Origin of the sequence: Aeromonas sp. QDB56, assembly GCF_027705505.1 — a bacterium.
GTDB lineage: Bacteria > Pseudomonadota > Gammaproteobacteria > Enterobacterales > Aeromonadaceae > Aeromonas > Aeromonas caviae.
Genome location: NZ_JAPDBZ010000104.1, coordinates 1 through 14,348, shown reverse-complemented (window position 1 = coordinate 14,348; position 14,348 = coordinate 1). Strand labels below are relative to the sequence as shown.

18 protein-coding genes are annotated in these 14,348 nt (G+C 59.6%); 3 read left to right on the top strand and 15 right to left on the bottom strand.

Annotation, left to right across the window (positions count from 1 at the left end):
* Window positions 1-44: 44 nt before the first annotated feature.
* From OKB81_RS15015 to OKB81_RS14995, 5 genes are all read right to left on the bottom strand, one after another.
* The gene (locus OKB81_RS15015) at window positions 45-635 is read right to left on the bottom strand and encodes a cob(I)yrinic acid a,c-diamide adenosyltransferase (RefSeq protein ID WP_270805304.1); all 591 of its coding nucleotides are present in this window, start codon (window positions 633-635) and stop codon (window positions 45-47) included.
* The gene (locus OKB81_RS15010; protein WP_039038687.1) at window positions 632-862 is read right to left on the bottom strand and encodes a DUF3820 family protein; all 231 of its coding nucleotides are present in this window, start codon (window positions 860-862) and stop codon (window positions 632-634) included. Before OKB81_RS15010 ends, OKB81_RS15015 begins: the two co-directional genes overlap by 4 nt.
* A gap of 1 nt (window position 863) precedes the next feature.
* Window positions 864-1,535, bottom strand: a complete 672-nt coding sequence (gene queE, locus OKB81_RS15005; protein ID WP_010674994.1) for a 7-carboxy-7-deazaguanine synthase QueE — start codon at window positions 1,533-1,535, stop codon at window positions 864-866.
* Window positions 1,536-1,596: 61 nt separating this feature from the next.
* Window positions 1,597-2,304 carry a 7-cyano-7-deazaguanine synthase QueC gene (gene queC, locus OKB81_RS15000; protein WP_160837225.1) on the bottom strand — a complete coding sequence of 236 codons (708 nt, stop codon included), beginning with the start codon at window positions 2,302-2,304 and terminating at the stop codon, window positions 1,597-1,599.
* Between the two features lie 22 nt (window positions 2,305-2,326).
* On the bottom strand, window positions 2,327-2,980 hold the full coding sequence (locus tag OKB81_RS14995; protein ID WP_175429526.1) for a tRNA-uridine aminocarboxypropyltransferase: 654 nt from the start codon (window positions 2,978-2,980) through the stop codon (window positions 2,327-2,329).
* Here OKB81_RS14995 and rrtA point away from each other — a divergent pair.
* Window positions 2,946-3,524 carry a rhombosortase gene (gene rrtA, locus OKB81_RS14990; protein WP_223931729.1) on the top strand — a complete coding sequence of 193 codons (579 nt, stop codon included), beginning with the start codon at window positions 2,946-2,948 and terminating at the stop codon, window positions 3,522-3,524. The genes OKB81_RS14995 and rrtA overlap by 35 nt on opposite strands.
* A gap of 86 nt (window positions 3,525-3,610) precedes the next feature.
* Here the strand turns inward: rrtA and pyrF are convergent, their stop codons facing one another.
* The 6 genes from pyrF to cmk all read right to left on the bottom strand — a co-directional run bounded on the left by pyrF (window position 3,611) and on the right by cmk (window position 8,881).
* Window positions 3,611-4,309 (bottom strand): orotidine-5'-phosphate decarboxylase, encoded by a 699-nt coding sequence (gene pyrF / locus OKB81_RS14985; protein WP_160837227.1) that lies wholly within the window; start codon window positions 4,307-4,309, stop codon window positions 3,611-3,613.
* A 121-nt stretch (window positions 4,310-4,430) separates the two neighbouring features.
* Window positions 4,431-5,597 (bottom strand): lipopolysaccharide assembly protein LapB, encoded by a 1,167-nt coding sequence (gene lapB / locus OKB81_RS14980; RefSeq protein WP_270805303.1) that lies wholly within the window; start codon window positions 5,595-5,597, stop codon window positions 4,431-4,433.
* Window positions 5,598-5,606: 9 nt separating this feature from the next.
* Window positions 5,607-5,891, bottom strand: a complete 285-nt coding sequence (locus OKB81_RS14975) for a LapA family protein (RefSeq protein ID WP_010675000.1) — start codon at window positions 5,889-5,891, stop codon at window positions 5,607-5,609.
* A gap of 156 nt (window positions 5,892-6,047) precedes the next feature.
* Window positions 6,048-6,332, bottom strand: coding sequence for an integration host factor subunit beta (gene ihfB / locus OKB81_RS14970; RefSeq protein WP_005299934.1), 285 nt, complete (start codon window positions 6,330-6,332; stop codon window positions 6,048-6,050).
* 92 nt (window positions 6,333-6,424) lie between these two features.
* Window positions 6,425-8,095 carry a 30S ribosomal protein S1 gene (gene rpsA, locus OKB81_RS14965; RefSeq protein ID WP_010675001.1) on the bottom strand — a complete coding sequence of 557 codons (1,671 nt, stop codon included), beginning with the start codon at window positions 8,093-8,095 and terminating at the stop codon, window positions 6,425-6,427.
* Between the two features lie 93 nt (window positions 8,096-8,188).
* Window positions 8,189-8,881: a (d)CMP kinase gene (cmk, locus tag OKB81_RS14960; RefSeq protein WP_160837231.1), complete on the bottom strand. Its 693-nt coding sequence runs from the start codon at window positions 8,879-8,881 to the stop codon at window positions 8,189-8,191.
* Between the two features lie 263 nt (window positions 8,882-9,144).
* Here cmk and ribA point away from each other — a divergent pair, with 263 nt between their 5' ends.
* The gene (gene ribA / locus OKB81_RS14955) at window positions 9,145-9,738 is read left to right on the top strand and encodes a GTP cyclohydrolase II (protein WP_039038692.1); all 594 of its coding nucleotides are present in this window, start codon (window positions 9,145-9,147) and stop codon (window positions 9,736-9,738) included.
* A 66-nt stretch (window positions 9,739-9,804) separates the two neighbouring features.
* On the opposite strand, the gene OKB81_RS14950 is transcribed toward ribA, so the two are convergent.
* Window positions 9,805-10,707 carry a LysR family transcriptional regulator gene (locus tag OKB81_RS14950; RefSeq protein WP_160837233.1) on the bottom strand — a complete coding sequence of 301 codons (903 nt, stop codon included), beginning with the start codon at window positions 10,705-10,707 and terminating at the stop codon, window positions 9,805-9,807.
* 93 nt (window positions 10,708-10,800) lie between these two features.
* Here OKB81_RS14950 and OKB81_RS14945 point away from each other — a divergent pair, with 93 nt between their 5' ends.
* The gene (locus OKB81_RS14945) at window positions 10,801-12,054 is read left to right on the top strand and encodes an MFS transporter (protein ID WP_160837235.1); all 1,254 of its coding nucleotides are present in this window, start codon (window positions 10,801-10,803) and stop codon (window positions 12,052-12,054) included.
* Here OKB81_RS14945 and OKB81_RS14940 read toward each other — a convergent pair.
* The 3 genes from OKB81_RS14940 to nfsA all read right to left on the bottom strand — a co-directional run bounded on the left by OKB81_RS14940 (window position 12,039) and on the right by nfsA (window position 14,230).
* Window positions 12,039-12,593, bottom strand: a complete 555-nt coding sequence (locus tag OKB81_RS14940; RefSeq protein ID WP_160837237.1) for a VOC family protein — start codon at window positions 12,591-12,593, stop codon at window positions 12,039-12,041. The two genes, OKB81_RS14945 and OKB81_RS14940, sit on opposite strands and share 16 nt — an antisense overlap.
* Window positions 12,587-13,351 carry a hypothetical protein gene (locus OKB81_RS14935; RefSeq protein WP_010675007.1) on the bottom strand — a complete coding sequence of 255 codons (765 nt, stop codon included), beginning with the start codon at window positions 13,349-13,351 and terminating at the stop codon, window positions 12,587-12,589. The genes OKB81_RS14940 and OKB81_RS14935 overlap by 7 nt, the downstream gene beginning before the upstream one ends.
* A 153-nt stretch (window positions 13,352-13,504) precedes the next feature.
* Window positions 13,505-14,230 carry an oxygen-insensitive NADPH nitroreductase gene (gene nfsA, locus OKB81_RS14930; protein ID WP_010675008.1) on the bottom strand — a complete coding sequence of 242 codons (726 nt, stop codon included), beginning with the start codon at window positions 14,228-14,230 and terminating at the stop codon, window positions 13,505-13,507.
* Between the last annotated feature and the right edge of the window lie 118 nt (window positions 14,231-14,348).

Below are 14,348 nucleotides of genomic sequence, written 5' to 3'. Positions count from 1 at the left end.
AAAGCAAGCTGGGATGACAATTATCGGGCACAACTATTCTTTGGTTAAATAACCAACAAAGTATGCTCCCGCCCTGCTCTGTCAGCCGCCTTGACCCAGAGGATCTCCGGGGTGCCTGACGATACCAGCAAGTATCGGGCGATGGTGAAAAACCAGTCGCTCAGCCGGTTGATATAGGGTAAAACGGCCGGATTCACCCGCTCTACGCGGCTCAATCCAAGCAGCAGGCGCTCGCAGCGACGGGTCAGAGTACGCACCACATGTGCCTGGGCCGCCGCCCGCGAACCGCTCGGCAAAATAAAATTGCGCAGCACCGGCAACCCGGCACTGTAGGCATCGATCTGTTGCTCGAGCCTGTTCGTCCAAGCCTCGTTCACCTGCCACAGCGCATCCGTTTGCGATTCACTGGAAAATGCCAGCTCCCCGCCCAGATCAAACAGCTCCTGCTGCAACAATATGAGATCGGCCAGGAGTGTACTCTCCCCGACGGGTATTTCAGCCATCAACAAGCCTATTTGGGAATTCAGCTCGTCGATGGCGCCATAGGTCTCGACACGTTTATCGTCTTTGGCCAGGGAAGTCCCATCGGCCAGTCGCGTGAGCCCCTTGTCCCCTTGCCTTGTATATATTCTCATTCTGACATCCTGTTAATAATGGGAATAATCATGGACTCGAGTCCATTGAGCTTTATCTCGTAGGCCAGTGCCAGAGACTGGCCCAGGGTACCGGCCGGAAAACCGCTTCGCGCCATCCATACCAGATAGGGCTCGGGAATATCGATGATGCGCCGCCCCTTGTATTTCCCGTAAGGCATCTTGCTGGCCAGCGTCAGCAAGATGCGCTCATCGCTGAGTCCATCCATATCAATCGATATTCAGGTATTTATGGGTCTGGATGGAGAGTCGCCAGTTACGGGCGATGCAGGTCGCCATGGCCAGCTCCGTGGCCCTGGCTTTCTGGCTGATGGGTTGCAGCGCAATCATCACATCGGGGCGCAGCCGGGCGGTGGCCAGCAGGGCATCCAGCTCCTCGATATGGTGCTCGGTGGCCACCGGATGCTTGATCTCGTTGGCCCGCTCGAGGGCAGAGACCAGCACCGGCAACCCACCCTTCATGCCGATCTTGGGGGAAACAGTCACCCAGGTCTGCTCATGGGTCAGCACCTCGCTGGTCCCGCTGGTTTCGATCTGCACCTGATAACCCGATGCCACCAGGGCCGAAGATAGCTCGCGCAAGTCGTAGAGGCAGGGCTCACCACCGGTCAACACCACGTGACGGGCCCGGTAACCGAGCCGGGTAAAGCTGGCCAGAATATCTTCCGTGCTCATCTTGCTCCAGCCGTCGGACTCATTGGAACGATCGAGCACCTCGCCAGGGGCCACCTCACGCTCGGGGTCCACCACCCAGGTGTGGCGGGTATCGCACCAGGGACAGCCCACCGGGCAGCCCTGAAGGCGAACGAAGATGGCGGGCAGGCCGGTAAATACCCCCTCCCCCTGGATGGTCTGGAAGATCTCGTTGATTGGGTAGTGCATCTTGGTCACGACTTGCTGCAAAGGGGGCGGATTATACCCCAAACCCGGGCCAGGCACAGGCTCAGGATCCGCTTTTCTCGCCCAGTCCGCTCTTCTCGTAAAGTCTGGCACGGATGCCGCTCTTGTCAGCCAGATAGCGATCCAGGCCACGGCGACGCAGCTCGCAGGCCGGACAGGCCCCGCAACCATCTCCCTGGACACCGTTGTAGCAAGTGAGCGTCTGGTGACGCACGGTATCGAGGTGACCGTAATGATCCGCCAGCGCCCAGGTTTCGGCCTTGTCGAGCCACATCAGGGGGGTTTCGAAGCGGATGGGGCGATCCAGCCCCAGGGAGACCGCCTGATTGAGCGCCTTGACGAAGTCGTCGCGGCAATCGGGATAGCCGGAAAAGTCGGTCTCGCACACCCCGGTGATCACCGCTTCGGCGCCCACCTGATAGGCATAGATGGCCGCCAGGGTCAGGAACAGGATGTTGCGTCCCGGCACGAAGGTGTTGGGCAGGCCGTTCTCCTGAAGCTCGAAGCTCACTGGTATGTCGTCCCGGGTCAGCGCAGAGATGGCCAGCTCCCCGAGCATGGCCACATCCATTACCTTGTGGGCGGCGATCCCGAGCGCCGTCGCCAGATGGCGGGCGGTGTCAATCTCCGCCCGATGGCGCTGGCCGTAATCGAAGGTGATGGCATGCACTTCGTCATAGCGGGCCTGTGCCTGCACCAGGCAGGTGGTGCTGTCCTGCCCGCCACTGAAGACCACGACGGCTTTTTTCATGTTTTTCACTCCTCTGGGCAACTCAACGGCGGCGGCCTTGTGCAAAGTCATGCCACTGCCGGTTCAAATGGGTAAACAGGGTCATCAGCGGGGCGAAGCGCTCAGGCTCTCCTTCCCACCGGGACAACAGATGGTAGCCCGCTTCCAGGGTGGACAATGCCTCCTCAAAGGGCTTCTTGCGAATGGAATATTGCCCGGCAATGGCGCCGAGGGTGATCCGCGGCAACCCGAGCAGTGCAGGCGAGCTGTGCAACATGCGATAGGCTTTGCGCCAGGTGCCATCGAGGAGGATGAAGTGGGCTCGCACGGTGCGTCCACGCCTCAGGAGATGCTCCCTTGCCTGTATCAGGGTCAGGGCCTCCTCATCGGGCCACAGCACGTAGCACTGGACAGCGGGGTCGGCAAGCAGGACATTGAGCCCTTCGTCGTCGGAAAAGTCCTCTCCCACATGGATGCGCACATCGGTCAGGGACGCCGCCAGCAACGCAGCCGTCCCCTTGGGGTGACCTACTTCGGCAGGGTGTTGCAGAATATGGAGCGCAGCCAGGTTCGGCACCCGCTGAATATAATCGCACAGGCACGCTTTGAGGGCCCGGGTACAGCGTGTACAGTATCGGCTCTCTTTGTCGTTGGGCTGCTTCATGTTGTCAGGAAAATCGGGTCTGCTCTGGGTCATCGCGCTTTCGCTCGTCACTGCCTTGCTCTTTTTCACCGTGCCAAATCATCAGCTCGCCTTCGATCGCGACCTGATCGCCCAGGGCGAAGGGTGGCGCATCATAACAGGCAATCTGGCACACACCAATGGATGGCATCTGCTGCTCAACCTGAGCGGTCTGGCCGTGCTCTACAGCCTGTTTCAGGAGTACCTGACGGGATGGCGCCTGCCCGTGCTGTTGCTGCTGCTGGGAACGGCGGTCGGACTCGGCATCTGGTGGGGCTGCCCGCAAACCCAGTGGTACATGGGACTCTCCGGCCTGCTGCACGGCTTGTTCGTATGGGGTGCCATGCAGGACATCCGCTTTCGCCGTCACTCCGGCTGGCTGATGCTGGCGGGCGTCGCCATCAAGCTCGGTGTGGACTTTTACAGTGCCGGCGAGAGCCCTGTCTCCGCCTTGATCGGTGCCAGGGTACACATCGAGTCACACTTCATCGGTGCACTCGCCGGCCTGCTGCTCGGTTTCTTCCCCATTCGTCTGGACGCCCAGGCCGTCCACTCCTGAGCTCCCCATAGGCAAAGCCAGCCCACGGCCAAAATGCAGCAGGCCGGATCTGGGATCCGGCCTGCGCTCATTCGCCCATGACGCCGTTACCGGCAAAGCTCGGCATTGATCGCCCCAAGCATGGCGGCGGGATCCGAGGACTGGGTGATGGGACGACCGATCACCAGATAATCCGCCCCCGCCTCCACCGCTGCCAGCGGCGTCATGACGCGGCGCTGATCACCGGCAGCCGATCCGCTCGGACGAATGCCCGGCGTCACCAGCTTGAATTCGGTTCCCAGCAGCCCCTTCAGCACACTCGCCTCTTCCGCGGAGCAGACCACACCATCCAGCCCGGCCGTCTTGGCAAGGGTGGCCAGGCGGATCACCTGTTCTGCCGGCGTCACATCCAGACCCAGGGGCGCCATGTCGGACTGCTCCATGCTGGTCAGCACGGTTACCCCGATGAGCAGGGGCGCGTTGTCGCCGTATGGCAGCAACGCCTCTCTGGCGGCACGCATCATGCGTTCGCCACCGCTGGCATGGACATTCACCATCCAGACGCCCAGCTCCGCACTGGCCGCCACCGCCTTGGCGACGGTGTTGGGAATGTCGTGAAATTTCAGATCCAGGAAGACGTCGAACCCCTTGGCCACCAGTTGACGAACGAACTGGGGACCAAACAGGGTAAACATCTCCTTGCCTACCTTGAGGCGGCACTGGGCCGGTGAGATCTGCTCAATGAAGGCAAAGGCGTCGGCTTCGTGCTGATAATCCAGCGCGACCAGTACTTTGGGGTCTTGCATGTCACTTCCTATGGATTGTTATGCCACAGCCAGGCACAGCAGAGCCGGGGCCCGGTTGCACGCTGGCATCTGAAATTCTTGGGTATCCGTGCTCGCCCGGGCGTGTTGGCCTCGCTGGCGTTTACTCTCCATCCAGCCCTCGGATCGGCTTGATGGTGCCCCACTGCCGGCAGGAAGGGCATTGCCAGAACAGCGAATGGGTGGCAAAGCCGCACTGACGGCACTTGTGGGTCGACTTGATCTTGATCTGCTCACCGACCAGCTGTTGCAGCAGCTCCAGGCTCTCCTTGGCAGGCCCCTCCTCGGCACTGACCAACTGGAAACCGACTAGCTGATAAAGGCCCTTCATGGAGGGGTGGCGACGCAGTTGGCGCAGCACCAGGGCCCGGGCCTGGCTCAACCCATCGCGAGCCTCCACCAGATTGGCCAGTGCCAGGGTCACGCTGACCCCCGCATGATCCTCTACCGCTTTTTCAAGCAGCGGGATAAGCTCCTGGCTGCGACCAAGCTGGCGATAGCATTCGAGCAGTTTTGGCATGGCTTCGGAGGCAAAGTCGATATCCTGCTCGAACACCCGCAGGAGCTCCTTGGCCGCATCCTCGAACCTGCCCTCCTCCATCGCCAGATCGGCCAGCCGCAAGCTGGCGCGGGCACAGGCCGGGTGCGCACCGAGCGCACGCTTGAGCTTGGCGATGCCCGCAGGCTTGTCGCCATCGCGCAAGGCACTCTCCGCCTGTTCGCAATAGAAGTGGGATATGGGCTCGGCCAGCTTCTTGCCCTGGAATTTCTGCAGACGCACCGCCACGGCGATGGCATTGTCCCAGTCACGCAACTGCTGATGAATGATCAGGAGCTGTGCCAGAGCCGTCTCTTCGAAATCGCTGTCATCACACAGCTCTTTCCAGAGTGCTTCGGCCCGATCGAGCAAGCCGGCAGCCAGAAAGTCACGAGCCAGCTCCTGCAAGGCAAGCTGACGCTGCTCACGGGTCAGCTGACGGGCGACCAGGTTCTGGTGGATCTTGATGGCACGATCGACCTCGCCCCGTTGACGGAACAGGTTGCCGAGGGAGAGGTGGGTTTCGATGGTTTCGCTGTCGACTTCCAGCAGCTGGATAAAGAGATCCACCGCCTTGTCCGACTCGTCAGAGAACAAATAGTTGAGGCCCGCCACGTACTGGCGGGAAAACTGGTTACTCTGTTGCTGGGTGTCCTGGCGAACACTCCTGCGGCCCATGTACCAGCCATAACCGGCGGCGATGGGCAACAGCAGGAAAAGCAGTTCAAGCATCGAGGGACATTATTCCTTGGTTGTCGACCGGGCAAGCTCCAACTCGCGAGATTGACGACGCATGGTTCGGTTCAGGGTGCGATTTTGCAGCTTGAGACGCAGGAACAGCAGACCAAATACCAGCCAGCCCAGCAGAAAACCGCCGGCGAAGAAGAACCCCAGCAACATGGAGAGCGAGAACTCCCCCTGGGCAATCAGGTAGTTGAACTGCACCAGCTGACCATTTTGAGAACCGATGGCAAGGGTCAGGACAAACACCAGCACCAGTGGAATGAGGGCCAAGATACGCTTCATGGGAGCTCCCTGTCTGTAGCGAATGAGTGACTGATTATCCTTAAAATCACAGGCAGACTCTAGCGCGAATGGGAAAAGAGTGTGAGAAACCCGACAACGGGCAGACTCCAGGCCATAAAAATGAAAAAGGCATACTCAGGTATGCCGTTTTCTGCATTATTCGATGATGTTGACGCGTTCGCGCAACTCTTTGCCAGGTTTGAAGTGCGGGACATATTTCCCGGTCAGTTCAACCTTGTCCCCGGTCTTGGGGTTGCGACCCACGCGGGGCGCACGATAGTGCAGCGAGAAACTGCCAAATCCTCGGATTTCAATCCGGTCGCCGTTTTGCAAGGTCGATGCCATCTGCTCAAGGATCTCCTTGATAGCGGCTTCGACATCCTTGGCCGGCATATGCATGCGGCTGGCTGCCAGTTGTTCGATGAGATCTGATTTGGTCATAAGGTTAAATCTCCTTCCCCGATCACATGCAATAATCATTTTGCCAAGATAAAAAAGGGCGGCGCAATGCCGCCCTTTTCTTGCATCAAGGATTACTCACCCTTGGCGGCTTTGAACGCTTCCATCATGGCATTGCTGAACACAACTTCTTCTTGTTGGTTCAGGCTGTCGATGGCAACACGCTCGTCAGCCTCGTCCTTGGCACGGACAGACAGGCTTACGGTACGGTTCTTGCGATCAACGCCCATGAATTTGGCTTCAACTTCGTCACCAACAGACAGCACCAGAGTGGCGTCTTCTACGCGGTCACGAGCAGCGTCGGAGGCACGCAGGTAGCCTTCTACGCCGTCAGCCAGTTCGATCACGGCACCCTTGGCATCAACCTCGGTAACCTTGCCCTTCACAATAGCACCTTTCTTGTTGTCAGACAGGTACTTATTGAACGGGTCTTCTTCGATCTGCTTGACGCCCAGGGAGATGCGCTCACGCTCCGGGTCCACTTGCAGAACAACGGCTTCGATCTCGTCGCCCTTCTTGAATTCACGCACGGCTTCTTCGCCCTGGTTGTTCCAGGAGATGTCAGACAGGTGAACCAGGCCGTCGATGCCGCCATCCAGACCAATGAAGATACCGAAGTCAGTGATGGACTTGATCTTGCCGGAAACACGGTCGCCCTTGGCGTGAGTTTCGGCAAACAGCTGCCACGGGTTGGATTTGCACTGCTTCAGACCCAGGGAGATACGACGACGCTCTTCGTCGATGTCCAGAACCATCACGTCAACCACGTCGCCAACGTTGACAACCTTGGACGGGTGGATGTTCTTGTTGGTCCAATCCATCTCGGATACGTGTACCAGGCCTTCCACGCCTTCTTCGATTTCAACGAAGCAGCCGTAGTCGGTCAGGTTGGTCACGCGGCCAGACAGACGGGTGGTTTCCGGGTAACGCTTGGCGATAGCAACCCAGGGATCTTCGCCCAGCTGCTTCAGGCCCAGGGATACACGGGTACGCTCGCGGTCGAACTTCAGAACCTTGACAGCGATCTCGTCGCCAACGTTGACGATTTCGGAAGGATGCTTAACGCGCTTCCACGCCATGTCGGTGATGTGCAGCAGGCCGTCAACACCGCCCAGATCTACGAATGCACCGTAGTCGGTCAGGTTCTTGACGATACCCTTAACTTCTTGACCTTCTTGCAGGTTGGCCAGCAGGCTTTCACGCTCGGAGGTGTTCTCGGTCTCGATCACGGCACGACGGGAAACAACAACGTTGTTGCGCTTCTGGTCCAGCTTGATGACTTTGAACTCGAGTTCTTTGTTTTCCAGGTGAGCGGTGTCACGGATCGGACGCACGTCAACCAGAGAACCCGGCAGGAAGGCACGGATGCCATTCAGTTCAACGGTGAAACCACCCTTGACCTTGCCGTTGATGATACCGATAACGGTAGCTTGCTCTTCGTAAGCTTTTTCAAGCTGCAGCCAGGCTTCGTGGCGCTTGGCTTTTTCGCGGGACAGCTTGGTTTCGCCGAAACCATCTTCGATAGAGTCCAGAGCCACGTCAACGGAGTCACCTACGTTGATTTCCAGCTCGCCCATGGCGTTCTTGAATTCTTCAGCCGGGATAGCAGACTCGGATTTCAGACCGGCATCAACCAGTACGAAACCGTTCTCGATAGCAACGACAGTGCCCTTGACGATGGAACCTTGACGGGTTTCAACGGCGTTCAGGGACTCTTCAAAGAGTTGAGCAAAAGATTCGATCATTGTTTATGTCACAAATGAAACATCCACTTGCAATCCGGCACAAGCGGGGTTGTTTTAAATTATCTGCGCCATCCTTGGTGCAGACGACTGACATCAGTTTGCGCTGACATCACCAAGTTGTTGCTCTACATAGGCAAGCACCGTTGCCAGCACTTCATCTATGGTCATGGACGTTGAGTCTACAACAAGAGCATCTTCCGCGGGTTTCAGGGGAGCGACGGCGCGATTTCTGTCGCGATCGTCACGTTCCCGAATCTCGGTTAAAAGACGCTCAAAGTTAACATCAAAGCCCTTATCTTGCAACTGCTTATAGCGGCGCTGGGCCCGCTCCTCGGCGCTGGCGTCGAGGAAAATCTTCACATTCGCCTCGGGGAAAACCACTGTACCCATGTCGCGACCGTCGGCGATGAGACCGGGGGCTTGGCGAAATGCTCTCTGACGGCGCAGCAGGGCTTCACGTACCCGGGGAAACGCCGCGATTTTGCTGGCCGCGTTGCCCACTTCTTCAGTACGAATGGTGCGGGAAACATCCTCCCCTTCGAGGATCACCTTGACCAGCTCCCCTTCTACCTGGAATTGCACATCCAGATTGGCGGCCAGGGGAACCAATGCGGCTTCGGAATCGAGCTCCACATCGTGATGCAGGGCTGCCAGGGAGAGCACCCGGTAGATGGCACCGGAATCGAGCAGGTGCCAGCCCAGTTTTTCAGCCAGCAACTGGCACAAGGTGCCTTTTCCTGCTCCACTTGGGCCATCAATAGTCATCACGGGGGCCATCTGAGCCATAACGTTTCTCCTGCGCACTCGGCATCTTGACTGGTTGCACACATCCCTGTCGGGATGGGTTAATGGGCGCCGATTATACCCGAATGCGCCGTCGCTGGCAGTTGTCAGGGCACACAATTGCGCAAAAGTCGTCGTGATTGCACCTATTCTGACCAATCGGGTTAACCCACTTCTCACGCAAGGTTTTGTTCTTATGGTTGTTCCGGACAATGCGCGCTAAACTGGCCGCCCTTTTTTAAGCAGCTGTAGTCAGGAGCAACCATATGAGCAGCGTTACCCTCGTGGCCAAATCCAAGTTGCCGACCCCCTGGGGCACTTTCACGCTGGTTGGTTTTCAGGAAACCGGCACGGGCAAGGATCATGCCGCGCTGGTGATGGGCGATATCGCAGACGGCGAACCCGTGCTGGGACGCATTCATTCCGAGTGTCTGACCGGGGATGCCCTGTTCAGTCTGCGTTGTGACTGCGGCTTCCAATTGCAGGCCGCGCTGGAAAACATCGCCAAGGCGGGCCGCGGCGTCCTGCTGTATGTCCGTCAGGAAGGGCGAGGCATCGGCTTGCTCAACAAGATCCGGGCCTATCATCTGCAGGATCAGGGGGCCGATACCGTGGAGGCCAACGTGGCGCTTGGCTTTGCCGCCGACATGCGCGACTACACCATCTGCGCCGACATGCTCAAGGCGCTCGAGGTCAGGTCCCTGCGCCTGATGACCAACAACCCGCGCAAGTTGAAGGCGATGGAATCCTTTGGCATCCCGGTGGCGGAGCGCGTGCCCCTTCAGGAAGGTCGCAATCCCCACAACGAGTTTTATCTCTCCACCAAGGCAAACAAGCTGGATCACCTGTTCAAGAAATAAGGTTGCATCCACCTTTTCAGCATACGCCTCCAGATTGGAGGCGTTTTTATTGGTGATACCACTCAATCATTCAGTATCTGTAGCACAATGATGAGACGCATCCCCTTGCGCCAGCAAAAAATCCCGCAACGCCCGGTTCGCCATGGAGAGCGGATCCCCCCGTCGCCAGGCGACGCAGAGATCCAGGAAGATAGGGGGTGAAAAAGGGATGCCGGTGAGGGCCGGCTCCTCTTCCAGCGCCATGCGCAGGAAGGTGGTCACGGCGAATCCCTGACGCACCACCGCCTTGAGCAGTGGGATGAGATTGCTTTCGAACGCGATGTCAGGCTCTACCCCCAGCCCCTGCGCCAACACCTCCATGTGTTCCCTGTGGTAGAAGCCTCGCCGGAACATGGCGAGCTCCTGGCCGAAGAACTGTGGCAGCGAGACCGACTCAGCGCCGCGCAGCGGGTGCTCCTCCCCCACCACCATCAGCATCTCTTCCCGCAGCAGTTGCGCCCCCTCGAGGGCCGGTGGCAGATCGCTGGTGATGAGGATGGCGAGATCCAGACTGCCATCCACCATGCGGCTGAGCAGCTCCCGGGTGCCCGCCTCCTCCACCCGGATCTTCAAGCCGGGGTAGCGATGCTTGAACGCCATCAGGATTGGCGGGAAGTAATAGGATCCCATCATGTAGGGGATGCCGATGCGCACCTCCCCCCGCTCCAGCCCCTTGAGCTCGGCCATCTCGGCCTCGGCCTGGTGCATCTGGCGCAGCAGCCGTTCGGCGTGGCGACAGAGGACCTCTCCCTCCGGGGTGAGGCGCACGCTGCGGTCCTGCCGGTCAAACAGCCGCAGATCGAGCTGCTGCTCCAGCTTGGCGATGGCCATGCTGACGGCAGGCTGGGCCACGTTCAGCCCCTGGGCCGCCCTGGTGAAGGAGCCGGCATCGCGCACCGCCAGCAGGTATCCGAGCTGTTTCAGATCCATATCAATTTCATTTATCAGGGTGATAACTTAAATATATTATATTTATACGTTTCGTCGCACTACCCTGCACAAAAGTCGTCGGGACAACTCCATATGATCGAAGTAGGCAGTCGCGAATGGATACGCGCCACCCTGGCCCTCAGCCTGGGTTCCTTCCTGGTATTCCTCAATCTCTACCAGACCCATCCCCTGCTGCCGCTCCTGGCAGAGGTTTTCTCGGTCAGCGCCCTGTCCGCCAGCTGGACGCTGGCAGGCTGTACCGCAGGGCTTGCAGGCTCCCTGCTCGTCTGTGCCCGTCTGGCTGATCGGTTCGGACGGCGGCGGATCATGCTGTGGACCCTGGCGGCCGCCATCCTGCTCTCCCTGTGCATCCCCTGGGTCACCCACTTTGATGTGCTGGTGAGCCTGCGCATCCTGCAAGGCGTCCTGCTGGCAGGGCTGCCCGCCACCGCCATTGCCTACATGGGGGAAGAGTTCAGCAAACGTGCCCTCATCGTAGCCGTCGGCGTCTATATCGCCGCCAACTCCCTGGGGGGCATCGCGGGCCGGGTGGTCGGCGGTCTGCTGGCTGGCTGGTTTGGTGACTGGCAGCACACCTTCCTCGGTATCGGGGTCATCAGCCTCGCCCTGCTGCCACTGGTCATCTGGCTGCTGCCCGCCCAGCGCTGCTTCGTGGCCGTGGAGGCAGCGCCTGGGCAACTGCGCCGCGCCATCCAGAGTCACCTTGGCAATCCCCTGCTGGTGGGGGCCTATCTCATCGGCGGTCTCAACTTCATGGTCTTCCTGAACCAGTACAGCTATCTCACCTTCCTGCTGGCCAAGGCCCCCTTCTCCCTGCCGCCCCAGTGGCTCGGCATGCTGTTTCTGACCTACCTCACCGGCACCGTCGCCTCTTCACTGAGCGGCCGCGGGGCCCATCGCTGGGGAGCACATCGTCTGCTGCTGGCGGGAATAACCTTGATGGCACTCGGCAGCCTGGCCCTGTTGCAGGGGAGCCTTGTCGCCATCATCGGGGGATTGCTTGTCTCGAGCTTCGGCTTCTTCCTCGCCCACGCCTGTGCCAGCGCCTGGGTCGGCCAGCACGTGGAGCACAACCGGGCGCTCGCCTCGTCGCTCTATCTGGTGGGGTACTACCTGGGAGCCAGTCTGGGCGGGCTTTATCTGCATCCCTTCTGGGAGCAGGGGGGGCTCTGGGGTCTGGTGCTCGGCATCGGGCTGGTGTTGATGATCACCGCGGGGTTGAGCCTCTGGCTCGGTCACTTGAAAGGACGTGTGGCGCCCGCTTGTACGTTGACGCCACAGGGTCAGGCTCCCGTCAACGGGCCCTCCCCTCACAGACCGTCATAATAGTCCGCCGGTACCGGCACCACGGCGCCGGTACAGAGCTCTTCGTCGATCACCTCCTCAAGCGGGCGCAGATGAAACTTGATCTGCCCAGAGGGCAGCATCAATCCTATATCCGGATTGCGTCCGTCATCGATGTTGCCGGTCTTGAAGGGGACATCGGGATGCGTCGCCACCAAGGCCGTGAGCGAGGGCACCACCAGCTCGATATGTTCGAGCCCGACCTGATGGCTTCGGCCCGCCTTGGGGGCGGCCAGTTCGATGCAGGGGACGGTCACCTGCTCCCAGCAGACGGGCTGGTGCAGGCGATAGGTGGCGATGGGACGACCGCCTATCATCCCCTCCACCAGCAAGACTCCGTGGGCGGCCAGCACCGCTTTCAACTCCAGATATTCCGGCAGGGTGGCGGCGCGGTAGCAGAGGTGATCCACCACGGGGGAGTCATTGACTCCCATGACGGCATGCATTTCCGTGAGCAGTTGACAAACAAATGGGGCCATGGGCCCCAGTGTGGAATCCAGGGGATGTGACATGATCACCATTTCTTCTTCGGTTGGAACAGGACGTCCAGTTCGTCCGTCTCTTTGTCCTTGATGTTTTGCAGCTCCTTCTCGCTGTGCTGCTGCAGGTGTTCTTCCAGCTGGCGCATCCCCTGACGCATGTCCTCTTCCCGCGCCAGCAGGTAGGGATCCTTGTCGGTGACATTGGCCAGCGCCCCCAGCCCCTTGGTGTAGAGCTGGCGGCAGGTGCCGTACTGCCCCTGGATCTGGGCATCCATGGCCCGCTTGAGCAGGTTGGCGATGTTGATCTTGAGCTGCATCAGCTCGAGGCGGCGATCCTCCTGGGCAAAGCCCTGGGGATCTATCTTGCCCTTGTTGTGCTCGACCCGCAGCACGGCCCGCATCTTCTTGGCCAGTTGCAGCATCTGGATGGCCTGGCGGTCGGACTCCGGCGTCTTGAAATGCCCCTCGTCCTGGCTGCTGTAGTTCTCCTGCACATTCTTGATCTGAAGCTGGACATCGGCGATGCGCTGCTTGACCTGCGCATTGGGCATCACCAGCGCGATGGCGCGGTAGGCATCCAGGATCCGGTGTTGCAACAGCAGCACCATGTTTTTGGAAAAGGGCACCAGGTTGACGTTCAGCAACACCTCTTCGGTCTCGTCTGCCACCGCCTTGTGACGGGCAATGGCCTGGCGCTTGTCCGATTCGGCCTTCTGCTTGTATTGCTGCACCACATTATAGGCGATGACCAGAAACAGGAGTGCGCCGATTGACAGCAATATCAGGGTTAAAATCATAGGGTGTTCACACTCCAGTCCCAATCCAATTGCGAGATCCTACAACAGCTTAGCCTCATAGGGTAGCGCCCAGATCCCGTATTGCCTCACAAGAACGCTCGCAGGCGGTGACCGCATCCGGTGCGTCATGCTCCATATCGCCCGCCGCCCCCATTACTTGAGGCAAAAACCCTTCGACTGCAGGAATCCCAGCATGAAGGGCCTCGCCTCCTTGCCCAGGATCCCCCTGATCTGCCCGCTCCAGGTCTGATCCTTGTTGTTGCTGCTGCGGGCCTGGTAGTAGTCGTGGATCTGCCCGTCGTACCGGGCCAGCAGGGCGCGGTCCAGGGTGGCAGGATAGCGGTTCTCGTGCACCACCAGCGCCCGGGGCAGCCGCGGTTTTTGCTCCGGCCGCTGGGCGGGATGGCCCAGGCAGAGGCCAAACAGCGGTATCACCTGATGGGGCAGACCCAGCACCTCGCTCACCTCGGCAGGATTGTTGCGAATGCCGCCGATATAGACCCCCCCCAGCCCAAGTGACTGGGCCGCCAGCAAGGCATTTTGCGCCATCAGGGCGCCGTCGATGGCCCCGATCATGAGTTGCTCCACAAAGCCGGTGCGGGCCTCCGGCACTATCTGGCTGTGACGATGGTAGTCGGCGCAAAACACCAGAAACTCCGCCGCTTCGACCACATAGGCCTGATGGCCTGCCAGCTCCGCCAGGGTGGCCCGCAACCCCTTGTCGGTAACCCGGATGATGCTGTTGGCCTGGAGGAAGCTGGAGCTCGCGGCGCTCTGGGCGGCGCTCAGGATCTGATCCAGCTGCTCTGCGCTGACGGGCTCTGGGGTGAACTGGCGAATGGAGCGATGGGAAAGAATGAGATCGATGGTCGGGTTCATGGTACCTCCGGAATGAAGGTCACACTCTACCCAAAAAAAGCGGTTCATCGCGGCTTTCCGGGGAAGGCCGCCTTGATTTTCAGAAAAAAGTATTCTGAGTCCCTAAATCCATATGCCA